The sequence below is a fragment of the Streptomyces sp. N50 genome, from assembly GCF_033335955.1.
Classification (GTDB): Bacteria; Actinomycetota; Actinomycetes; order Streptomycetales; family Streptomycetaceae; genus Streptomyces.
Window position 1 is genome coordinate 866007 of the sequence record NZ_CP137550.1, and the last position, 21774, is coordinate 887780.

The window sequence follows — 21774 nt, forward strand, 5'->3', positions numbered from 1 at the left end:
TCTCACTCTTGATGAGCGGCAATATCCTTGCGGAGAACGAACTTCCGGACCTTGCCGCTGGCGGTCCGCGGGAAGTCCTCGACGATGTGCAGTTCCTCCGGCCACTTCTGACGGGCCAGGCCTGCCGCGCCGAAGTGCGCCCGCAGGTCGTCGAGGGTGGGTTCGGGGTGGCCGGGCCGCAGTCGCAGGACGGCTGCCGCATGCTCTCCGAGGCGGGCGTCCGGGGCGGCCACGACCGCGGCCTCTGCGACGGCCGGCAGGGCGAGAAGAACCTCCTCCACCTCCAGCGCGCCGATGTTCTCGCCGCCGCGAATGATGATGTCCGCCTTGCGGTCGGTGATGGTCAGGTAGCCGTCCTCGTCGAACTCACCGATGTCGCCGGTGTGGTACCAGCCGTCCTTGTCGAAGGCCCGCTCGGTCAGGGCCTCGTCGGTGTAGCCGAGGCACAGGTCCGGGCCGCGGCTGAGGATCTCGCCGTCCTCGGCGAGCCGGATCTCCACGCCGTCGAGCGCGTCTCCGTCGGTGTAGAGCCGCTTGTCCTCGGGCGCGGTGTGGGCGGAGGCGGTGATCGAGGGGTGCTCGGTGCTGCCGTAGGCGCGGAAGACCGTGATGCCGAGGTCGGCGAGGCGTCGGGTCACCGCGTTCGGTACGGCCGCACCGCCGAGGCCCGCGTACTTCATGCTCGTGAGGTGGCCGGGGGTGAAGTCGGGATGGTCGAGGAGGCTCGTCATGTAGTAGGCGGCGCCACCCCCGACGGTGAGGCCGTCGCGGGCCATCAATTCCAGGGCGAGGCCCGGGTCCCAGGTGTCGGCGAGGTTCACCGGGCTGCCGTCGAGGACGGGGATCAGGAAGGCGTTCACCATGCCGATGAAGTGGCCGACCGGGGCGGAGGTGAGCTGGTCGCCCCGGTCGGGCGGGTAACGGCCGGCCAGTTGGCGGGTCTCGAAGCCCAGGGTGCGGTGGCTGTGCACAACTCCCTTGGGGTCGCGGGTCGTTCCGGAGGTGAAGGCGATCAGCGCGGGCCCGGACGGGTTCGTCGGTACGACGCCGACGAGCGGTTCGTCGGCGAGCAGCCCGTCGAAGTCCCGGCCTACGACGCCGACCACGGGGACCTTCGCGCTCAGCTCGGGGTCGTGGCGCAGATGCCCGAAGCGCTCGGCGGTGACGAAGACCTTGGGCTGGACGGTGTCCAGGATGTAGCCGACTTCCTTGCGGCCGTAGAAGTGGACGATCGGCACGACGACCGCGCCGAGGAAGGCCGAGGCCCAGAAGACCGCCGCCGCCTCCATCCAGTTGGGCAGTTGGAGGGCCACGACGTCATCGGGGCCGATGCCCCGTTCGCGCAGTCCCGCGGCCAGTCGGCGGGCGGTCGACTCGACCTCTCCGAAGGTCCCTTCCCAGGGCCGGACCGCCGAGTGGACCCGGAACACGGTCTCCGGGGCGGACGCCAGTCCCCGCGTCAGCAGGTCACCGATCGTCTCACTGGTCCACCAGCCCTCCGCCTCATAGCGGTTGACGAGTTCAGCGGGGATCGTTCGCACGACAGGAACTTCCTCTCGTCATTGAGAATTGCACTCTCTCAGAGCGAGAAGGTAAATTCCATACATGGGACGAGACCACGGGTTCCACCCGGTGCGGATCACACGGATCATCCAGGAGACGCCCGACACACGGACGTACGTACTCGACGCGCCCTTCCCGTACCGGGCGGGCCAGTTCGTGACGATCAAGGCCTGTGGCACGCTGCGCAGTTACTCCATGTCCAGTTCGCCGGAGACGGACACCGAACTGATGACGACGGTGAAGCGGGTTCCGGGCGGTCTGGTGTCCAACTGGATGCACGACCATCTCGCGCCCGGCGATGTCGTCGAAACCACGTTGCCCGCAGGGGTGTTCTGCCTGAGGGAGGATCAAGAGACGGACGGAGCAAGGGAGTTCGCCGCTCCTGTGGTGGCGTTCTGCGGGGGCAGCGGGATCACGCCGATCCTGTCGCTCGCCAAGTCCGCGCTGGCCGGCACCGGGCGTCCGGTGCGGGTGCTGGCCGCCGACCGGGACGCCGGTTCCGTCATCTTCGCCACCGCGCTGGGCGAGTTGGCCGAGCGGTACCCGGACCGGTTCGAGGTCCGGCACCATCTCGACGACCGGCAGGGGTTCGTCACCGCGCACCAGGTACGGGAGTTCGCGGGCGGTGACCTGGACGCGGACTTCTACCTCTGCGGGCCCGCGCCCTTCATGGAGTTGGTGGAGAACGCGCTTCTCGCCCACGGGGTCGCCCCCGAGCGGATCTTCGTCGAGCGGTTCGCGCAGACCACCGCCGACCGTCCGCTCCAGGAGAACGCCGAGCGGGAACCCGAGGAACCCGCCGCACAGGACGGCACCCTCACGCTCGTGCTCTCCGGCAAGCGGCACACGCTCGCGCAGCGCTCCGGCGAGACCTTTCTGGAGAGCGCGCGCCGGGCGGGTCTGGCCCCGCCGTTCTCCTGCGAGGCGGGAAACTGCGCCACCTGCATCGCCCAAGTCACCGAGGGTGACGCCAAGATGCGCGTCAACAACGCGCTCGACGACGACGAGATCGCCGACGGCTGGGTCCTGACCTGCCAGGGCGAGCCGACCACACCGCACGTCACTGTCGAATACGAGGACTGAGGCCATGGACGTAGATCTCGAACTCGACGAGGGCCTGGCGGTCGTCACCATCGACCGGCCGCACGCCCGCAACGCCATCGCCCCGACCACGATGGACGAACTCGACAAGGCGCTCGACGCGGCCGCGGGCGCCAAGGCCCTGGTCATCACGGGCGCCGGCGACCGGGCGTTCGTCTCCGGCGGGGATCTGAAACAGCTGAGTGCGATCCGGACCGAGGAGGACGCGATGGCCATGGCCCTGCGGATGAGGGGGATCTGCGACCGCATCGCGGCCTTCCCCGGACCGGTGATCGCCGCGTTGAACGGGCACGCGTTCGGCGGCGGCGCCGAGGTCGCGGTGGCCGCCGACATCCGGGTCGCCGCCGACGACATCCGGATCGGCTTCAACCAGGTGGCCCTGGCCATCATGCCCGCGTGGGGCGGCGCCGAGCGCCTGGCCCAACTCGTGGGCAAGGGAAGGGCGTTGATGCTCGCCGGCGCCGGGACGGTCCTCGACGCGGCCGAGGCCCAACGCGTCGGACTGCTCGAACTGGTGCTGCCGCGCACCGAGTTCGCCGAGGGCTGGCGCACCCTGGCCAGATCCCTCGCGACCAATCCGGCGCGGGAGATCAAACGCGTGATGAGCGGAGCCGTCCCGGAGGAGGAGGCGGCCCGCGCCTTCGCCCGTCTCTGGGTGTCCGACGAGCACTGGCAGGCAGCGGAGAGGGTGATGTCCCGTGGGTGACACACGAGTTGGGGCGACCGGAGCGGAGACCGACCTGAGCCACGCCGACCTGGCCGACGTACGGACGCACACGGACCGTGCGGCGGCCGGCGACGGGCGGGTGCGGGTCGAGTCGAGCCCGGTGGGGCCGATCGTACTGCCGCCGGACGCGAGCGACCTCGTCATCCTGTATCTGCACGGGGACCGGCAGTTGTCGGCTTCGCCGGAGTCGGCGGTGGATCTGGCCGAGCGACTCGCCCTGCGGACCGGGGCAGTTGTGGTGTGCCCGCGCTATCGGTCGTCGTTCCCGGGGGCGTTGGACGACGTGCACGCCGTGTACAGCTCGTGTCAGGCCCGTGGTCCGGTGGCGCTGGCCGGTGAGCGGTTGGGGGCCGGGCTCGCGGCGTCGCTGCTGGTGCGGTTGCGGGACATGGGGGCGCCGGAGCCGGAGTGCGCGGTGCTGATGTCGGCGCTGCTCGATCTGACGCTGGACGCGCCGAGTCTGCTGTTCAACGCGGCCGCCGATCCGGGCTTCGACATCGACGAACTCCGGTTGCACGCGGCCCGGTTCGCGGGCGGCGCCGACCGGACCAACCCGCTGCTGAGCCCGCTGCACGCCAACCTGCACGGGCTGCCGCCGATCCAGCTCCTGGTCGCCGGGACCGATCCGCTGCTGGACGACTCCCTCTCGTTCGCGGCCCGTGCGGCACACTCCGGGGTCACGGTGGATCTGCGGGTACGGCCGGACGCGGTGAGTCTGCATCCGGAGAGCGTGACGGCGATGGCCGATTTCATACAGGCGTGGGCCCGAGCAGCACGCCCATGACATCGCGGATGATCTCGGGGTAGTCGGTCTGCTCCTCGTCGAGCATCCACTGCTGCTGGACCCCTTCGAGCATCGCCACCACGGCGGTGGCGGCGGCTCGGGGGGTCAGGCCGCTGGGGACCCGGTCGCCGTAGAGCGCCGTGAGGTGTTCGACGGTGTGGTCCTGGATCGACCGGTAGTAGTCGTGGCAGAACCGCTGTGCCTCGTCGCTGCCGGTGACGCCCTCGGCCACGAGAACGCTGTGTATCTGGGCGAGACCGGGATTCTTGTGGTCGTAGGTGATGACCTCGGCGAGCAGTCCGGGCAGGTCCTCGCCGGCGTCCGCGTGCAGGGCGGCCAGGTGTTCGCGGGCGAGGTCCTCGCGTAGCTGGACGAGGGCCAGGAGAAGCCGCTTCTTGCTCGGGAAGTAGTGCAGTACGCCCTGTCGGGTCAGGCCGGCGCGCTCGGCCACGGCGTCGATGGAGGCCTTCTTGTAGCCCCGCTCGGCGAACACCCCCAGCGCGGCGACAAGTATCTCCTCGTGTCGGGCCGTCGTCATTGAGCACCCCTTCCACCCCGGCAACACCCATGTGACATTACGGTTGCCGTCGCGATCGGGCGACCCTTCCGGCCATAGCGGAACCATTGACCGTACGGCGGCGCCGAGCCGGACTGTGCGATCTGGCAGGTGTGGGGAGGGCGGCGTACGCGGACCAGGGCCCCGGCCGGTGGCCGGAGCCCTGTCGTGGCCCACAGGACAGGTGTCTCTCACGCACCCCGGGACGGCGGCTCGAAGCCTGCGAGGATCACGACGTTCGTGTCTGCCGCGGCCTGTCGCAGCGGCTTCGCGCGCTCGTACGCCTCCGACTCGTACCAGGCCCTCGCGGCTTCGACGCTCTCAAATTCGAGAACGACGGTCCGGTCGCCGTGCCACTCGCCTTCGAGGAGCTGCGGCCGGCCGTCGACCGCGAGGACGGAGGCGCCGCCCTCTGCCATCGACGCACCGGCCGCCCGGCTGTAGGCGTCCATCCCGGCCGGGTCCTTGATGGACTCGGTCAGGATGACGTACCCCTTGGGCATCCCGTTCTCCTCAGCTCACTGTGATCGCGCGCTCGGGGCAGCTGCCGATGGCGGTGCGGACCTGGTCCTCGTACTCGGCGGGGACCTCGGGGGTCAGCACCTCGGCGTACCCGTCGTCGGTCAGGTCGAACACCTCGGGGCAGATCGACCAGCAGATGCCGTGCCCCCGGCAACGGTCGGTGTCGACGACGGCTTTCATCGGGCGGGCTCCTCGGACTTCTCGGACGCCTCGACGAGCGTGAACTCCAGGTTGAGATGGGTGAGTCCGCGCAGGATGTAGGTCGGCAGGTAACGGAAGTTCCGCGCGTCGGCAGGGCCGTGCACGCTCTCCGAGATCCTGATGTCCGTCGTACGGTCGAGCATGCGCTCGATGCCCACCCGGGCCTCGGCGCGGGCGAGCGGGGCGCCGGGGCAGGTGTGGGGACCGCGGCCGAACGCGAGGTGGTGGCGGGCGTTGGCGCGGGCCGGGTCGAAGGTCTCCGGGTCCTCGAAGTGGCGCGGGTCGCGGTTCGCGGCGCCGTTGAGGACCATGAGGGTGGTGCCGGCGGGGATGCCGACGCCGCCGACCGTGGACGGGACGCGGGAGAGCCGGAAGTCGCCCTTGATGGGGCTCTCGGTGCGCAGCGTCTCCTCGATGAAGTTCGGGATGCGGTCGCGCTCGGTGCGCAACAGCCGCTGCAGATCGGGGTCTTCGGCGATCAGCTTGAGCGCGTTGCTCAGCAGCCGGACGGTGGTCTCCTGGCCGGCCGCGAAGAGGTTGGTGGCGACGCGGGCCACGTCGGCGACGTCGGGGGTCGAGCCGTCGGCGAACTTCGCGGTGGCGAGACCCGTGATCACGTCCTCGCGGGGTTCGCGGCGGCGCTCCTCGACATAGGCCGAGAACTGCCCGTACAGGTACTCCAGCGGCGAGTGCGCCACCTCGCCGTCCGTGCTCCCGATGCCGCCCCGCGGCTGGTGCTCGAGGCCCTCGACGAACGTGTTGCGGTCCTCGTCGGGCACACCGAGCAGATCGGCGATGACCCTCAGGGTGAACGGACCGGCGAACCCGCTGATGAAGTCGCCCTCGCCTGCGGCGAGATACGCGTCCAGCTGGGCGTCGGCGAGGTGCCACATCGACGCCTCGTTCTCCTTGAGGCGGCGCGGGGTGATCAGCCGCATCAGCAGTCCGCGGTGGTCCGTGTGCATGGGCGGGTCCAGCGTCGGCAACTGGTCGCTCATCGGGAGCTGGTCGCGGTACTGCTCGATCAGCGCGCTCACGTCGTCCCCACGAGCGGGACCGGGAACCCGGGGAAGGGGCCGGTCACCGAGAGACAGGACGAGTAGGTGTCGGAGTCGTTGAGAACCTGGATCGCCTCGTCGTACCCGGTCACCATCGTCACGTCGTGGTGGCTCTCGCGTTGCACCGGGCACTTCCCGCGCAGGGCCGCCAAGTAGGGATAGGGGTCCGCGACGACTTCGTCGTCCTGGAAGAAGTCGATCGCCTCGAAGTCCTTCACGGTGTGCACGGTTCCCTTCCGTCACCAGTCTGACGACGAGCGACGATATCAATGTTCTCCGGTGGCGAGAAGGTTGTTTTCGCTTTCATGGAGCGGGAGTTGCGGGTGCCGTCAGACGTCCCTGCCCCATGTGGTCGAGGGCCGCGTCGGCCGCCGTCAGGACAGTGCCCGTCGCCGCGCCCGCCGTGTCGGCGAGGTCGGCCAGCAGCCTCACGTCCTTACGGAGCAGCGGTCCGGCGCGTTCAGCGAGACGGTCGAGCGTGCCGCCCGCGGCCTTCACGCGTTCGAGCGCGAAGCTCGATCCGCTGCCGTGGAGGACGACTTCGGCGAGGGCGCCTCGGTCGATGCCGAACTCCGGTGCCAGGGACAGTGTGTCGGCCGCGGTCGCCAAGTTGGCGGTGAACAACAGGTTGTTGAGGAGTTTGGCGATCTGTCCCGAGCCGAGCGGGCCCATGTGGACGACCGGATCGCCGAACGTCTCGAACACCTTGCGGCAGTAGGCGACCGTGCCGGACTCGCCGCCCGTCATCACCAGCAGGCGCCCCTCGGCAGCCGCGCTTCCGCCGCCGCTGACGGGTGCGTCGACCACGGAGACGCCATGCACCTGGGCGCGCTCGGCGAGCCGTCGGCAGGTGTCGGGGTGGACGGTGCTGTGTACGGCGATCACACCGCCCCGGCGCAGCCCTCGCAGCACGCCCTGCTCGCCCGTGACGACCTGTTCGACATCGGCGTCGTCGACGACGCAGACGCACACCAGGTCACTGGCGGCGGCCAGTTCGACGGGGGACGTGGCCCGCTGAGCCGCCGTGTCCGCGAACGGGGAGAGCGTGGCCGGGCGGCGCGCCCAGAGCGTGGTGGCGAAGCCCGCCTCGACGATCCGGCGCGCCATGGGAGCGCCCTGGCTGCCAAGGCCGATGAATCCGACGCGCATCAGCGGGCCTCCTGATCGACCGACTCGGGGGTGTGCTCGGGTGCCGGATCTGCGACGGCGCTCTGAGGCTCGGCGCCTGCTTTGGACCCGCGGTCGGCCTTGGACCCGGGGTCGGCTTCGGGCTCCGCGTCGGCTTCGGGCTCGGAGCCGGCCTTCGGCTCAGGTCGCCAGAACGTGCCCAGCAGTCCCCCGGTCGCCACCACGGCCACGCCCAGCGCGATGCCGCCGCCGGTCCAGCCGGTCAGGTCGATGCCGGCCGCGTGGTCGAGGGACCAGCGGCCGGGGCCCAGTACCGCGAGGGCCAGGGCGACGACGGCGAGCGTGAGGACGTACTCGTAGCCGTCCTTGAAGACGAAGAACCCGTTGGGCCGGTGGGCGAGCAGACCCGCGACCAGCATCACCGAGATCACGGCGGCGCAGGCCAGCGGGGTGAGCAGGCCCAGGACAAGGAGAACGCCCGCGCCGACCTCGGTGAGCACGCTCGCCCAGGCCTGCAACACGCCCTGTCTCAGGCCGAGTCCGGTGAACCAGCGGGCTGTGCCCTCGATGCGGCCGCCGCCTCGCCAGTGGTTGAGCCCGTGCATGATCATGACCAGTCCTACGACCACGCGTACGAGCAGCAGTACCGCGACGTCGGCGTCACTCATCCGGCCCTCCTCGGGAGACGGTCGATCCCGTCGTTGTCGTATCCGCCGTTCTCGGACGCGAGAACGCACTCCTCGACGAACGAGAGGATCTTCAGGTGGTATCCGGTCGCGGTGTGCCCGATGCTCAAGTTGTGGCCGCTGTCGGCCTGTTCGTCGGTGACGACCCGCGGGGAGCCGGTGAACAGGCTCGCGATGTCGGCCATGGCCTCGGGCCCGGAGCTCCACACGCGTTCGTGGTCACCGAGCGTGTAGTGGACGGGAATCCGTACACGGGCGGCGACTTCGGCGAACTCCCGTGGCCAGCGGCGGGCGACGGTCGCCTCGTACGGCGGACCCGGTGACTGGACACGGGGCGCGCCGATGACCGCGTCCGGGTACAGACGCGACGGCTCCCACAGCAGGTCGCGCAGGCCGGGGCCGGACCGTCGCGGCACGGCCGGGTCACGCCGCCGGAAGTCGAGGATCTCGACAGCGCCGGGGGCGTGGTGGCGTCCGGTACCGGCGATCTCCAGGCCGAGAAGGTCGTTCCGGCGTTCGTCGCCGGCCATGTGCACGCCCAGGGCGCAGCCGATCGAGTGGGCCCAGAGGAACAGTCCCGCCCCACGCGGACGCGAGGCCAGCAGCCGGTCCACCGCCGCGTAGGCGAGGTCGACGCGCCGCGCTGGGGACGCCATGGTCTCGCTGTGCGGGGCCGAACTCCCGTATCCGGGGCGGTCGATGGCGACGACCGTGAAGTCCAGTGCCGCCGCGGTGCGCAGGAGGGACAGCCGGGGCTGGTCGGGGTAGTCGAAGTAGCCCGACGTCACCGCTCCCCCGTGCAGGGCGACGACGACCGCGCGCGGGTCGCGGACCTCGCACAGCAGCCCGGACATGGGGATGCCGTCGACGTCGACGACGCGCGAAACGACCTCCGTGGTACGGGAGTTCATCCGTCCGCCCGGAAGAGGATGACACCGCTCGGGGTGAGTCCGCCGCTGCTCGCCACCGCGACCCGCGCTCCGGAGACCTGCCGCGCCCCGGCCGTGCCGCGCAGTTGGGTGATCGCCTCGTGGACCAGCCCCATGCCGTGGGTGCGGCCGTGGGAGAGCTGTCCGCCGTGGGTATTCAGTGGCAGTACGCCGTCCCGTGCGATGTTCTTGCCTCCGTCCAGGAAGTCCTTGGCCTCGCCGATGCCGCAGAACCCCAACCCCTCCAGCCAGGAGAGGCAGTTGAAGGTGAAGCCGTCGTACAGCTCGGCCACGTCGACGTCTTGAGGGCGCAGTGCGGTGCGTGACCACAAGTGGGCTGACTGGCCCAGGACTTGGGGTTCGTGGGTGAGTGTGCTCTGGTCCCATTCGAGCCGTTCCAGGATCTGGGTCCCAACTGCCTCGACGTAGACGGGTGGTTGGGCGAGGTCCCGGGCCGCGTCCACCGCCGACACGATCACGGCGACCGCCCCGTCGCAGGGGACGTCACAGTCGTAGAGGCCGAACGGGGTGGTGATGGGGCGGGCGCCCAGATAGTCGTCCATCGTCATCGGGTCGCGGTAGACCGCCGTGGGGTTGAGCGCCGCGTTGGCCCGCTGGTTGAGGGCGATCCAGCCGAGCGTCTCGCGGGTGGTGCCGTAGCGGTGGAAGTGGCGTTGGGCGTTCTGGGCGAGGGTGTGGGCGGCCGAGATCGCTCCGAACGGCTTCATCCAGCCGTCCAGTTGGCGCTGTGGGGCCTGCGCGATCCGGCCGCGACGCACGAGGTCGCCGTACGACGCCTCCCAGACCGTACGGAAGCACAGCACATGGCGGGCCAGGCCGCCCGCGACGGCGAGCATCGCGGAGATGAGGGAGCCGCAGGGGCCGAAGGTCTCGCTGCCGCCGTTGTACCAGGTCGGTTCCAGGCCGAGGGCGGACTCCAGGGCGGTGACGCCTCCCTCGCCGAAGCCGCCGTAGGCCGCTCCGGCGCCCGGGTAGGTGGCGAGGCCGTCGATGTCGTCGACGGTGAGGCCGGCGTCGGCGATGGCACGTTCGCAGGCCTGGACGGTCAGGGACACCGGGGGGACCAGGAGGCGGCGACCGATCTCCGACATGCCGATGCCGGTGATCGCGACCTTGTCCTCGAACTTCTCCGTGGTCACCATCGGCCGTACGCGGCGGGCGAGTTGGTGGGTGTCGACCTCGGCGAGCGGCAGGGGGTCGGTGGCCGGGTGGTCGCGGGCGGGGCGGAACAGGGGCAGCCAGGCGTCCTCGACCTGTTCGAAGACGACCTCCATCCGCATGCCCAACTCCAGCTCGTCCGGGGCGCATTGGACGGCGTTGGTGGTGAGCCGGACCCGGGGGTCCTCCTCGATGGCGACCTGGGCCACGACGTAGGGCGCGGGCAGGCCGGGCAGGGCGAAGCGGTGGTTGACGGTGAAGCCGATCAGCGTCGCGCGGCCGGAGACGGCCCGGACGCCGAAGTCGTGCCCGTGGCAGTACCGGCAGACCGGCTGCGGCGGGTGGATGAGGGCCGCGCACGACCCGCACTCCGCCAGCCGCAGCCGGCCGTCCGCGCCGGAGGCCCAGAAGAACGCGTTCTCCTCCGTGACCAACGGCCCCGGGCGGGTTGGGGAGTTCATGTGCCGATCCGTGCCTTCGCCGTGCGGACGGTGACCGGCTCGGCGAGGCGCTGTTCGTCGCAGACCTTCTGGAGTTCGGCGAGGGTCTCGTCCAGTCCGGCGCCGAGCCGCTTGCCCGGCGTGAAGGTCGCGGGGAGGTGGCGCATGCCCTGGATGACACCGATGGTCTCGTAGTGCACGGCGCCTTCGGGGTCGCACACGTAGTCGGGCATCCGGTCGAGGACGGCCGTCACCATCCGCTTGAACACCGTGCGGGCGACGTTGGAGCCGATGCAGCGGTGGATGCCGAGGCCGAAGCTGCTGTGCCGGTTGCCCTTGCGTTCCATGTCGATCGTGTCGGGGTCGGGGAAGACCGACGGGTCGCGGTTGGCCATCGCCCAGGAGAGCCAGAGGCGTTCGCCCTCCTTGAACTCGGTGCCGGCGATCTCGCAGTCGGCGGAGAAGGTGCGTCCGTCGCCGGGGGCCGGGGTGTAGAAGCGCAGGAACTCCTCGGTGGCGGAGTCCAGCAGGATCTTCCGGTCGCGGCTGAGCCGGGCGCGTTCCTCCGGGTTCTGCGAGAGCCATTCGAGGGCGTGGGCGGTGAGCGCGGTGGTGGTGTCGAAGCCGCCGCCGATCAACAGGGCCAGTACGCCCAGGAGTTCGCCGTCGTCCGGGTTGCGGCCGCCCAGGTCGGCGCGGACCAGCGCGTCCACCAGACCCGGGCGGGGTGTCTTGCGGATCTCCATGAGCTGGCCCATGAGGTCCATGCCCATCTTGCGGCTGAGCTCCAACACCCTTTCCCGGTCAGGGGAGTTGGGGGGTGTGTAGACGGAGGCGTGGGCCGGTTCGTTGTAGATGGTCCAGCGCTCGACCGGGATACCCATCATGGCCAGGGTGAGCACGGCCGGGACGATGTTGGCGAGGTCGTCGACGAAGTCGATGCGCCCGGACTCGATCTTCTCGTCGATGCTGGCGCGCACGATCTCGTCGACGAACGGGATCCAGCGCTGGATGGCCGCGGGCGAGAGATACGGGTTGAGGGTCTGCCGGTAGTAGCGCTGGTCCGGCGGGTCCATCTCCAGGAAGCCGCCCTGGGCCTCCCGGGCGCGGGGCGGAGGGGGGATGGAGATGCCCTTGTAGCCGCGCCGTTCCCCTTTCACGTCATGGTCGTTGGAGAGGAACTCGGCGGACCTGGCGAGTTCGAAGACCTCGCGGTTGCCGCTGGCGACCCAGTGTCCGCCGTGGGTCTCCGTCCAGGCGATCGGGCACTGCCCGTGCAGCTCGTGGGTGATGTCCTCGAACCGGTCGCGGTAGTCGGGTGTGTGCCGGTCGAAGTGCACCTGGGGGTGCTTGCGGCCGGCGTCGTCGTCGACGGCCGCGTCTTCCGTGGTCATGCGGAGTCCTCTCCTGCTCGGTGGATGAGGTGGGGGTCAGGAGATGAGGGAGATGGCCCGTTCCGGACAGGAGAGGACCGCCTCGCGGACGTCCGACTCCTGGTCGGCGGGGACTTCTTCCTGGACGACCGAGGAGTGTCCGTCGATCTCGCTGAGTTCGAAGGTGTCCGGAGCGCGCATCGCGCAGAGCGTGTGGCCCTGGCAGCGCTCCGGGTCGACTCGTACCTTCACGGTCCTTCCTTCCTGCCGTGGTGAACGCCGTGCTGAACGGGTGGCGTGGCGTGGCTACTTGAGGTCGGCGAGCGACTTGCCGACATCGGCGAGCGTCGGCGGCTTGCCGTAGTTGCCCTTGTACTTGTAGACGGGCGCGTCGCAGCGGTAGGCGCCGTCGGTCGGCTTGAAGTCCGCGGGGACCCAGCCGCTGGTGGTGGCCTTCTCGACGTTGAAGCACTTCACGGGCTCGTCGGGCTTGGTCAGGTTCACCGGGGCCTGGAGGCCTCCCCCGGTCCACTCGCTCTGCTTCTTGGCGTTGGCGAGGACACAACTGCGGGTCAGTTCGGCGCAGTCACGGGCCGAGGTGGCGAACAGCAGCCAGGTGGAGAAGGCGTGCACGGCGGGCAGGGTGATCTGCGCGTCGGGCGCGTACTTCTTGAACAGGGCGACCATTTCCTTGGTCGCCGGGTTGTCGTCCGCCTTCTCCAGCGGGTAAGTCCCGTCGATGCTCGCGAAGTTGGTCTGCGAGCTCAGCGCGGTGTCGGCCAGCTTGAGGAACGCGGGGCCGTAGGCGTTGTTGTTGGCGTCGACCCAGTCGAGCTTGTAGTCGATGTTGGTGAGCGCCTGCTCCAGCTTCGCCAGCTGGGTGAAGTCCCCCAGGAAGACAAGGCCCTTGACCTTCTTCGTCTTGATGGACTGGGCGTACGGCGTCCAGTCGGAGACGCCCTGCGCGGGGTAGAGGTCGGAGTAGGTGACCTTGCCGCCCATCGCCGTGAGGACTTCTTTGTCCTGGGCGGCGATGACCTTGGTGACGGGCACGTCCCCGGTGATGATGCCGACGCCGCCCGCCGACGAGGGGTAGGCCTCCTTCAACAGCCAGGAGTAGTAGCCGGCGTAGGGCGCGTACCCGGACGAGGCCCCCTGGGTCATCACCTGGAGGTCGGCGCCGACCTCGGAGGTGACCTGTGCCGGGAACTCGGGGAGCAGACACTTCAGCCGGGTCTTGACACCGAGGCCGTCGAGCGCCGCGCCGCCGCCGACCTCGAAGAAGTCGGTGCGGCAGGCCGAGATCATCTGCTGGTTGACCTGCATGAGCTGGGCGTCGTGCGTCTCGGGCGTGATCTTGCGTCCGTTGATGCCGCCGGCGGCGTTGCACCAGGAGGTGAAGACCTTCGCCGCGTTCTCGAACTCCGGGTTCTTGGTGAACCCGACGTCGGAAAATACCCCGACCTTGATGTCGGAGGCGGTGACGCCCTGACTGGTGACGGTCTTGGCCGTCCCCTTCCCGCACACGGACTTCAGCGTGCCGAAGTCCGCGGTGGCGGTGTCGGCGGCTCCGGTGGTGGAAGGGCTGCTGGTGTCCGCGGACTTGGTGCGGCCGGAGCATCCGGCCGCGGCCGCGAGGGCCAGGACGAGCGCGGGGATGAGCAAGCGTCTCATCGGTTCTCCTCGTTGAGAATGAGTCCCGCTGTCGGGTGGAATCAGGTGACCGCGCCCGCCGCCTTGAGCGCGATGATGCGGTCCCAGTCCAGGCCCAGTTCGAGGAGGATCTCCTCGGTCTGGGCGGCAAACTCGGGTGCGGGCCCGAGTTGTGGGGCGTGCACGTCGAACTGCACGGGGCTGGCGACCAGTTCGAGCTCTCCGGCCTGCAGGAGGTACTCGTTCGCTCTGATCTGCGGGTCGTCGCCCACTTGCAGGGAGTCCTGCACCGGGGCCCACGGCCCGGCCAGGGTGGTGAAGCGCCTGCTCCACTCCGCGAGGGTGCGGGTGGCGATGACCTCGCGCAGGATCTTGACGGCCTCGGCAGTATGGGAAATGAGGTTCTCGGCCGTGTCGAAGCGGGGGTCGTCGGCGAGTTCGGGGCGGTCGATGTGCCGGCACACATCGGCCCAGAACTTGCCGGGCTGCATCATGACGAACGCCAGATGGTGGCCGTCGGAGGTCTCGTACAGCCCGGACAGGGGGTTGGTGACGGAGCCGTGGGTGCCGACGGGCGGCGGGATCCAGGGCTTGCCGAGGTGCAGGGAGAGCGCGGTGGCGTGGCCCATCGCCCACAGTCCGCTGCCGAGCAGGGAGACGTCCACGACCGACGGCTCACCGGTGCGTTCGCGTTTCAGGAGCGCGGCCGCGATACCGCCGGCGAGGTTGGTGCCGGAGATCGTGTCGCCGTAGGCCGGTGCGGGCGGGTTGATGATGCCGTCGGTGCCTTCGGGGGTGATGCTCGCGGCCGTGCCGGCGCGGGCCCAGAACGCCGTCATGTCGTAGCCACCCTTCCCCGCCTCCGCTCCCCGCGGGCCGAAGGCGCTGCCCCGGGCGTAGATGATGCGGGGATTGACGCTACGGATGTCGTCGACGTCGATGCCGAACCGCTCCCGGTGACCGGGAAGGAAGCTGGTCAGGAACACGTCCGAACGCCGGGCGAGGTCGTAGAGAACGTCCTTTCCCTCGGGGCGGGAGATGTCGAGGCCGAGGCTGCGCTTGCCGCGGTTGGCGTGCTCGACGTTGGGGTTGGGGTCGCCCTCGACGCGCATCGTGCCGGTCTGCCGGAGACCGCGTTGCGGGTCGCCGGTAACGGCGTGCTCGACCTTGATGACGTCCGCTCCCCAGTCGGAGAGGACGGCTCCCGCCGAGGGCACGAAGCCGTACATGGCGACCTCGAGGACGCGGATGCCTTCGAGCGGCATCATGACCGGACCACGACCGCGAACGCCTTGTACTCCAGGAACTCCTCCAGACCGGCCACCCCGCTCTCGCGCCCGATGCCCGACTGCTTGTAGCCGCCGAACGGCACGTCCGCGGCGAAGTAGTTGCCGCCGTTGATGCTGAAGGTGCCGGTGCGGATGCGGCGAGCCAGCGCGATGGCCCGTTCGTCGTCGGCGCTCTGGATGCCGCCGGAGAGGCCGAAGATGGAGTTGTTGGCGATCTTGACGGCGTCGTCATCGTCGTCGTACGGGATCACCACGAGCACGGGGCCGAAGACCTCGTCCTGGGCGATCTCGCTGTCCGGGTCGACGTTGCTGAGGAGAGTCGGCTTGTAGAAGAAGCCGGGATCGATCTTCTCGCCACCGGTGACGAGGTTCGCGCCGGCCGCTACGGCCCTCTCGACCATGCCGTCGACCTTCTCGCGCTGGCGCTCGCTGATGAGCGGGCCCGCGAAGGTCTTGGGGTCGGCGGGGTCGCCGAGCGGGATGCGGCCGAGGCCCGCCGCCACCATGGCGACGATCTCGTCGTGGTGCTCCCTGGGCACGAGCAGCCGGGAGGTGAGCGCGCAACCCTGCCCGGAGTGGGAGCAGATGGTGCCGGCCGCGAACATGGCGGCGGTGGCGAAGTCGGCGTCGTCGAGGACGATCATGGCGGACTTGCCGCCGAGTTCCAGGAAGACCTTCTTCACCGTACGGCTCGCGGCCTCCATGATGCGGCGGCCGGTCGCGGTGGAACCGGTGAAGGTGATCATGTCGACGTCGGGGTGCGTGGTGAGCGTCTCGCCGACATCGGCACCGGAGGAGGTCAGGACGTTGACCACGCCGGGCGGTATGTCCGTGTGTTCGGCGATGAGTTGACCCAGGAACAGGGTCGTCAGCGGGGTGTCCGGGGCGCCCTTGAGGACGACCGTGCAGCCGGCCGCGAGCGCGGGGGCGAGCTTGGCCAGGGCGAGCTGGTTCGGGTAGTTGTAGGCGATGATCGCCGCTACGACCCCGGCGGCCTCCTTCTCCACCCAGCGCCGGTGACGCTGGCCGCGGCTCTCGGACTCGCCGAGCTCCTCGGTCAGCGGGTACTTGCGCAGCAGGTCCGCGTAGAAGCGCACCAGCTTGACGGGGTCGTCGAGTTGGGGGCCGTAGGTGAGCATGCGGGGCGCGCCGACCTCGGCGATCGTGAGCTCGCGCAGCTCCTCGACGTGGTCGGTGAGTGCCTGGTGCAGCTGGTCGAGACAGCGGATGCGCAGCTGTACGTCGGTGGACCAGGCGGTGGTGTCGAAGGCGGTGCGCGCGGCGGCCACGGCTGCCTCGGCCTGGGCGGTGGTGGCGTCGGGGGCGTGGCCGTAGACCTCGCCGGTCGCGGGGTTGAGGGAGGGGAACGTCCGCTCCGCGTCGACGAGTTGGCCGTCGATGAGCAGCCGGGTCACAGCCGCACCACCTGTCCGCCGTCCACGCTGATGGTCTGGCCGGTGAGCCAGCCCGCGTCGTCGGAGAGCAGGAACAGCACGGTGGGGGTCAGGTCGCCGGGCGTGCCCATCCGCTTGATGGCCAGGGCCTGGGTCATCCGCTCCTGGAACTCGACCGGTACGACGGTGGCCGTGGCCTCCGTGTCGGTGGGGCCGGGGGCGATGCCGTTGACGCGGATGCCCCGGCCGCCGAGTTCGGCGGCGAGCGAGGCGGTGAGGTGGTTGATGCCGATCTTGGCCAGGCCGTAGTAGCCGCTCGCCATGTAGGCGGCGGCGGAGGACTGGTTGACGATCGCGGCGCCCTCGGTCAGGTGCGGGACGACGGCCCGGGTGACGTAGAGGGCGCCCATCAGGTTCACCTGGATGAAGCGGTTGAGGTAGTCGAGGTCGACGGTGGTCAGGCCCTCGCGCCGCATGCTGTGGTAGATCGCGGCATTGTTGATCAGGTAGTCGATGCGGCCGAACTCGGCGACGGTGGCGGCGGCCAGCGCGTCGGCCGAGGCGGGGTCTCCGACGTCGACCTTGACGAAGAGCGCGGAGTCCAGTTCCTTGGCGACCCGCTGTCCCTGCTCCTCGTTGATGTCGGCGACCACGACCCGTGCTCCCTCGGCGGCCAGCGCCCGGGCGTAGTCCTCGCCGATTCCCTGTCCCGCTCCGGTGACGATCGCCACCTTGTCCTGGAACCGCATCCTGTTCTCCTCGCATGGATGGGCGGCTTGCTCCAATGAAGCGGAAACTACATTCTCCTTATACGCGAATCAACCATCCGGCAGCGAGAATGTCATCCTGACGACTTGCTGACAGACCTGCGGAGCGCGGCGAACAGCCCCCGCCTGCGCGGGACTTCCGGAAGCACCGGAGACGAGAATACGCTTCTCAGATCTGGAAGGGAGATTTTCATGATCGAGACGAAGGGGGTTCCGGCATGAGGACAGCCCTCGTCACAGGCGGCGGCTCCGGCATCGGACAAGCCATCGCACAGCGCCTGGAGGCCGACGGCCTCCAGGTCGCCACCCTCGACCTCAATCCGTCCGACAGGGGCTTCTCCCGGAAGGCCGACGTCTCCGACCGGACCCAGGTGGACGAGGCGCTGACCGAGATCCGCGAACAGCTCGGCCCGGTCACGGTCCTGGTCAACGCGGCCGGGATGGAGGGCTACAAGCGCTTCACCAACCTCACCTTCGAGGCCTGGCAGCGCGTCATCGACGTCAACCTGCACGGCGTCTTCCACTGCGTGCAGGCCGTCCTGCCGGACATGGTGGAGGCCGGCTGGGGCCGGATCGTCAACATCTCCTCGTCCAGCGCGCAGTCCGGCCAGCCCTTCATGACGCACTACGTGGCCGCGAAGTCGGCGGTCAACGGGCTGACCAAGGCGCTGGCCCTGGAGCTGGGTCCGCAGGGCATCACCGTCAACGCGGTCCCGCCCGGCTTCATCGACACGCCCATGCTGCGCCGCTCGGAGGAGCGCCAACTGCTCGGCGGGACGGTCGAGGAGCACATCCAGCGCACTCCGGTACGGCGGGTCGGACGCCCGGAGGACATCGCCGCCGCCTGCGCCTTCCTCGCCTCCGAGGAGGCCGGCTACATCACCGGCCAGATCCTGGGCGTCAACGGCGGGCGGAACACGTGAGCGAGCGGAGCGAACACGACGGACCTGACGAGACGGCCACCGAGCGCGGTGAGCACAGCAGGCACGGCGAGCACGGCCCGCACCACGACACCGCCGCCGAGAACGGCGTTCGCATCGCCCCGGTGCCGTACGACGACTGGGACCACGACCTGTTCTCGGTCATCAACCCCCACCGGAAGCTGCCGGAGGCCAACGTTCTCGGGATCTTCCAGCGGCATCCGGCCCTGGCCCGGGCGTTCCTGACGTTCAACATGCACCTCAACACCACGACCCTGCCGGTGCGCGTACGTGAGTTGGCCGTGCTGCGCGTGACCTGGCGGCGGGGCAGCAGGTACGAGTGGGCGAGCCATGTCCTGATCGCGCGGAAGGGCGGGGTGACCGAGGCCGAGATCGACGAAGTCCGCACGGGCGCCGACACGTTGCTCAACCGGGCGGTGGACGAACTGGACACCGACTCGGGCCTGTCGGACGCGACCTACGCCGCGCTCGCCGCCGACCTGGACGAACACCAGCTGATGGACCTGGTGTTCACGATCGGCGCCTACACGATGCTCACGATGGCGCTCAACACCTTCGGCGTGGAACTCGACCCCGTGATCTCGGAAGAGAACTTCAGTTTCCCCAAACGAGAATGGTATTCTCACAAACGAGAGGGGTGATCCCATGCCGCACTTCACCAAGCCCGAGGCCGGGAGCTGGACCGAGAACTACCCCGAGCTGGGCACCAGCCCGGTGAACTACGAGGACTCCATCGACCCCGCGTACTACGAGGCCGAGAAGGAAGCGATCTTCAAGAGGACCTGGCTGAACGTCGGCCGGGTCGAGCAAGTGCCCAAGGTCGGCAGCTACTTCACGAAGGAGCTGGCCGTCGCCGACACCTCACTGGTGATCGTGCGGGGCAAGGACAAGGAGATCCGCGCCTTCCACAACGTCTGCCGCCACCGCGGCAACAAGCTCGTGTGGAACGACTACCCGGGCGAGGAGGTCAAGGGCACCTGCCGCCAGTTCACCTGCAAGTACCACGCCTGGCGCTACAGCCTCGACGGCGATCTGACCTTCGTCCAGCAGGAGAAGGAGTTCTTCGACCTGGACAAGGCGGACTACGGCCTCAAGCTGGTCCGCTGCGAGGTCTGGGAGGGGTTCATCTTCGTCAACCTCGACCCCGAAGCCCAGCCGCTCAAGGAGTACTTGGGCGAGTTCGCCAAGGGCCTGGAGGGCTACCCCTTCCACGAGATGACCGAGGTCTTCACGTACAAGGCCGAGATCGGCAGCAACTGGAAGCTGTTCATCGACGCGTTCGCGGAGTTCTACCACGCGCCCGTCCTGCACATGAAGCAGGCCGTCAAGGACGAGGCCGACAAGCTCTTCAACGTCGGGTACGAGGCGCTGCACTACGAGATCCACTCCCCGCACTCGATGATCTCCTCCTGGGGAGGCATGTCCCCGCCCAAGGACCTGACGATCGTCAAGCCCATCGAACGCGCCCTGCGCAGCGGCCTGTTCGGCCCGTGGGAGGCGCCCGACATCGAGGGCCTGGACAACCTGCCGACGGGTCTCAACCCGGGCCGGCACCGCGCGTGGGGCAACGACTCCTTCGAGTTCTTCCCGAACATGACCCTGCTGATCTGGAAGCCGGGCTGGTATCTGACGTACCACTACTGGCCGACGGCGGTGGACAGGCACCTCTTCGAGGCCAACCTGTACTTCGTGCCCGCCAAGACCGCGCGCGAGCGGCTCAAGCAGGAGCTGGCGGCGGTGACGTTCAAGGAGTACGCGCTCCAGGACGGCAACACCCTCGAAGCCACCCAGACGATGCTCAAGAGCCGGGTCGTCACCGAATTCCCGCTCTGCGACCAGGAGTTGCTGCTCCGCCATCTGCACAAGACGGTCGCCGACTACGTCAAGGAGCACACCGATGCTGCCCAGTGAGTTCGCGGCACTCGAGCCGTTCAGCGAGTGGATCCTGGAGTCCGAGCGCGACCGCTACAGCAAGCGCCTGGCCAGCTCCATGGAGGAGATGCAGTCCTTCTACGACGCCGCGTTCCCGCTGCTGGAACAGGCCTCCGACCACCTCGACAAGTTCCCCCTCTCCGAACTCCCGGAGCAGGAGCGCAACTTGCTCCTCCTGATGTTCTCCCTGGTGAACGTGTCGTTCCCGGTCGAGGTCTGGAAGCAGGCCCGGGTGCCGGACAGCGGGGCCGCCTACATGGACCTCGTCGTCGAGCCGAAGGTGTGACCGGTCGTGCTCACGCTCAGAGCGGCGCGTGTACTGCACGTGGAGACGGGCGAGTTCGAGTCGCCGGGGCTGATCACGGTCGAGGGCGACCGCATCGCGCACACCGGCGGCGGCACCGGCGAGAGTGACGGGGAGAACGAGGTTCTCGACCTCGGCGACGTGACTCTCCTGCCCGGTCTCATGGACATGGAGGTCAACCTCCTGATGGGCGGCCGGGGCGAGACACTCGCGTTCTCCCCCGTCCAGGACGATCCCCCGCTGCGGATGCTCCGCGCGGTCGGCAACGCCCGGCGGACCCTGCGCGCGGGGTTCACCACGGTCCGCAACCTCGGCCTGTTCGTGAAGACGGGCGGCTATCTGCTGGACGTCGCGCTGGCCAAGGCCATCGACGCCGGCTGGATCGACGGCCCGCGCATCGTGCCCGCCGGACACGCCATTACACCCACCGGCGGCCATCTCGACCCCACGATGTTCGCCGCGTACGCCCCCGGAATCATGCCTCTCTCCCTGGAAGAGGGCATTGCCAACGGCGTCGACGAGGTGCGCAAGGCCGTCCGCTACCAGATCAAGCACGGCGCTCGGCTCATCAAGGTCTGCGCGTCCGGGGGCGTCATGTCCCACACCGGCACCCCCGGCGCGCAGCACTACTCCGACGAGGAACTGCGCGCCATCGTCGACGAGGCCCACCGGCGCGGACTGAAGGTGGCGGCCCACACCCATGGGGCCGACGCCGTCCGGCACGCGGTGGAGGCGGGCATCGACTGCATCGAGCACGGCTTCCTGCTCGACGACGACACCATCGCGTTGATGGCGGAGCGCGGCACTTTCCTGGTGCCGACCACCGCTCTCATCGACGGGATGGACATGTCCCATGCCGCGCCCGAACTGAAGGAGAAGGCCGCCGAGATCTTCCCCCGGGCGAAGACGGTGGTGGCCAGGGCCGGCAAGGCGGGTGTCCGGATGGCGCTGGGCACGGACGCGCCGGCGATCCCGCACGGCCGCGGCGCCCAGGAGCTGATCGCCCTGGTCGACCGCGGGATGACCCCGCTGGAGGCACTCCAGGCGGCGACCGTCAACGCGGCGGAGCTGATCGAGGCCGACGACCGGGGCCGTATCGCGGAGGGACTGCTCGCCGATCTGATCGCGGTACCGGGCAATCCGCTGGAGGACGTCTCCCTGATGGCGGACGTCCGGTTCGTGATGAAGGGCGGGAAGGTGTTCCGCGATGAACGCCGCTGACACCAACGCCCAGGCAGTCAGCGGGA

The 21774-nt window shown here is 69.3% G+C and carries 22 protein-coding genes and 1 pseudogene; 8 read left to right on the forward strand and 15 right to left on the reverse strand.

All coding sequences use genetic code 11. From position 1 onward, the window contains the following. Positions 1-2 precede the first annotated feature (2 nt). Positions 3-1541, reverse strand: coding sequence for an AMP-binding protein (locus tag R2B38_RS48500; protein WP_318022590.1), 1539 nt, complete (start codon positions 1539-1541; stop codon positions 3-5). Between the two features lie 64 nt (positions 1542-1605). Between R2B38_RS48500 and R2B38_RS48505 the strand changes: the two genes are divergently transcribed. From R2B38_RS48505 to R2B38_RS48515, 3 genes are read left to right on the forward strand one after another with little or no spacing between them, the layout of a single operon-like run. Next, the gene (locus R2B38_RS48505; RefSeq protein ID WP_318022591.1) at positions 1606-2646 is read left to right on the forward strand and encodes a ferredoxin--NADP reductase; all 1041 of its coding nucleotides are present in this window, start codon (positions 1606-1608) and stop codon (positions 2644-2646) included. Positions 2647-2650: 4 nt separating this feature from the next. Continuing rightward, a complete protein-coding gene (locus R2B38_RS48510) occupies positions 2651-3370 on the forward strand; it encodes an enoyl-CoA hydratase/isomerase family protein (RefSeq protein WP_318022592.1) in 720 nt (239 codons plus the stop codon). Continuing rightward, positions 3363-4175, forward strand: a complete 813-nt coding sequence (locus R2B38_RS48515; RefSeq protein ID WP_318022593.1) for an alpha/beta hydrolase fold domain-containing protein — start codon at positions 3363-3365, stop codon at positions 4173-4175. Before R2B38_RS48510 ends, R2B38_RS48515 begins: the two co-directional genes overlap by 8 nt. Here R2B38_RS48515 and R2B38_RS48520 read toward each other — a convergent pair. The 14 genes and pseudogenes from R2B38_RS48520 to R2B38_RS48585 all read right to left on the reverse strand — a co-directional run bounded on the left by R2B38_RS48520 (position 4141) and on the right by R2B38_RS48585 (position 17332). Then, the gene (locus tag R2B38_RS48520; protein ID WP_318022594.1) at positions 4141-4713 is read right to left on the reverse strand and encodes a TetR/AcrR family transcriptional regulator; all 573 of its coding nucleotides are present in this window, start codon (positions 4711-4713) and stop codon (positions 4141-4143) included. The two genes, R2B38_RS48515 and R2B38_RS48520, sit on opposite strands and share 35 nt — an antisense overlap. A gap of 209 nt (positions 4714-4922) precedes the next feature. Further along, the gene (locus tag R2B38_RS48525; RefSeq protein ID WP_318022595.1) at positions 4923-5234 is read right to left on the reverse strand and encodes a DUF1330 domain-containing protein; all 312 of its coding nucleotides are present in this window, start codon (positions 5232-5234) and stop codon (positions 4923-4925) included. A 10-nt stretch (positions 5235-5244) separates the two neighbouring features. Beyond that, entirely contained in the window at positions 5245-5433 is a 189-nt protein-coding gene (locus R2B38_RS48530; protein ID WP_318022596.1) for a ferredoxin, read from the reverse strand. After that, positions 5430-6739, reverse strand: a pseudogene (locus tag R2B38_RS48535) (cytochrome P450). The gene R2B38_RS48530 and the pseudogene R2B38_RS48535 overlap by 4 nt, the downstream one beginning before the upstream one ends. A gap of 76 nt (positions 6740-6815) precedes the next feature. After that, positions 6816-7661, reverse strand: coding sequence for an NAD(P)-dependent oxidoreductase (locus R2B38_RS48540; RefSeq protein ID WP_318022597.1), 846 nt, complete (start codon positions 7659-7661; stop codon positions 6816-6818). Continuing rightward, on the reverse strand, positions 7661-8308 hold the full coding sequence (locus R2B38_RS48545; RefSeq protein WP_411978633.1) for a DoxX family membrane protein: 648 nt from the start codon (positions 8306-8308) through the stop codon (positions 7661-7663). The genes R2B38_RS48540 and R2B38_RS48545 overlap by 1 nt, the downstream gene beginning before the upstream one ends. Continuing rightward, on the reverse strand, positions 8305-9237 hold the full coding sequence (locus R2B38_RS48550; protein WP_318022598.1) for an alpha/beta hydrolase: 933 nt from the start codon (positions 9235-9237) through the stop codon (positions 8305-8307). The genes R2B38_RS48545 and R2B38_RS48550 overlap by 4 nt, the downstream gene beginning before the upstream one ends. Continuing rightward, positions 9234-10895: a thiolase C-terminal domain-containing protein gene (locus R2B38_RS48555; protein ID WP_318022599.1), complete on the reverse strand. Its 1662-nt coding sequence runs from the start codon at positions 10893-10895 to the stop codon at positions 9234-9236. The genes R2B38_RS48550 and R2B38_RS48555 overlap by 4 nt, the downstream gene beginning before the upstream one ends. Continuing rightward, positions 10892-12268, reverse strand: a complete 1377-nt coding sequence (locus tag R2B38_RS48560; protein ID WP_318022600.1) for a cytochrome P450 — start codon at positions 12266-12268, stop codon at positions 10892-10894. Before R2B38_RS48560 ends, R2B38_RS48555 begins: the two co-directional genes overlap by 4 nt. A gap of 36 nt (positions 12269-12304) precedes the next feature. Then, positions 12305-12499: a ferredoxin gene (locus tag R2B38_RS48565; RefSeq protein WP_318022601.1), complete on the reverse strand. Its 195-nt coding sequence runs from the start codon at positions 12497-12499 to the stop codon at positions 12305-12307. A 54-nt stretch (positions 12500-12553) separates the two neighbouring features. Next, positions 12554-13921 (reverse strand): ABC transporter substrate-binding protein, encoded by a 1368-nt coding sequence (locus R2B38_RS48570; RefSeq protein ID WP_318022602.1) that lies wholly within the window; start codon positions 13919-13921, stop codon positions 12554-12556. 41 nt (positions 13922-13962) lie between these two features. Beyond that, on the reverse strand, positions 13963-15168 hold the full coding sequence (locus tag R2B38_RS48575; RefSeq protein ID WP_318022603.1) for a CoA transferase: 1206 nt from the start codon (positions 15166-15168) through the stop codon (positions 13963-13965). Beyond that, positions 15165-16604 carry an aldehyde dehydrogenase family protein gene (locus tag R2B38_RS48580; protein ID WP_318022604.1) on the reverse strand — a complete coding sequence of 480 codons (1440 nt, stop codon included), beginning with the start codon at positions 16602-16604 and terminating at the stop codon, positions 15165-15167. Before R2B38_RS48580 ends, R2B38_RS48575 begins: the two co-directional genes overlap by 4 nt. Then, positions 16601-17332 carry an SDR family oxidoreductase gene (locus tag R2B38_RS48585; RefSeq protein WP_262062210.1) on the reverse strand — a complete coding sequence of 244 codons (732 nt, stop codon included), beginning with the start codon at positions 17330-17332 and terminating at the stop codon, positions 16601-16603. Before R2B38_RS48585 ends, R2B38_RS48580 begins: the two co-directional genes overlap by 4 nt. Positions 17333-17568: 236 nt before the next feature. Between R2B38_RS48585 and R2B38_RS48590 the strand changes: the two genes are divergently transcribed. From R2B38_RS48590 to R2B38_RS48610, 5 genes are read left to right on the forward strand one after another with little or no spacing between them, the layout of a single operon-like run. Further along, positions 17569-18273 carry an SDR family NAD(P)-dependent oxidoreductase gene (locus R2B38_RS48590; RefSeq protein WP_318022605.1) on the forward strand — a complete coding sequence of 235 codons (705 nt, stop codon included), beginning with the start codon at positions 17569-17571 and terminating at the stop codon, positions 18271-18273. Beyond that, positions 18270-18932 carry a carboxymuconolactone decarboxylase family protein gene (locus R2B38_RS48595; RefSeq protein WP_318022606.1) on the forward strand — a complete coding sequence of 221 codons (663 nt, stop codon included), beginning with the start codon at positions 18270-18272 and terminating at the stop codon, positions 18930-18932. The genes R2B38_RS48590 and R2B38_RS48595 overlap by 4 nt, the downstream gene beginning before the upstream one ends. Positions 18933-18936: 4 nt before the next feature. Next, positions 18937-20202 carry an aromatic ring-hydroxylating dioxygenase subunit alpha gene (locus R2B38_RS48600; protein WP_318022607.1) on the forward strand — a complete coding sequence of 422 codons (1266 nt, stop codon included), beginning with the start codon at positions 18937-18939 and terminating at the stop codon, positions 20200-20202. Beyond that, positions 20189-20509: a hypothetical protein gene (locus tag R2B38_RS48605; RefSeq protein WP_318022608.1), complete on the forward strand. Its 321-nt coding sequence runs from the start codon at positions 20189-20191 to the stop codon at positions 20507-20509. Before R2B38_RS48600 ends, R2B38_RS48605 begins: the two co-directional genes overlap by 14 nt. Positions 20510-20515: 6 nt before the next feature. Further along, positions 20516-21748 (forward strand): amidohydrolase family protein, encoded by a 1233-nt coding sequence (locus tag R2B38_RS48610; RefSeq protein WP_318022609.1) that lies wholly within the window; start codon positions 20516-20518, stop codon positions 21746-21748. The last annotated feature ends 26 nt before the right edge of the window (positions 21749-21774 follow it).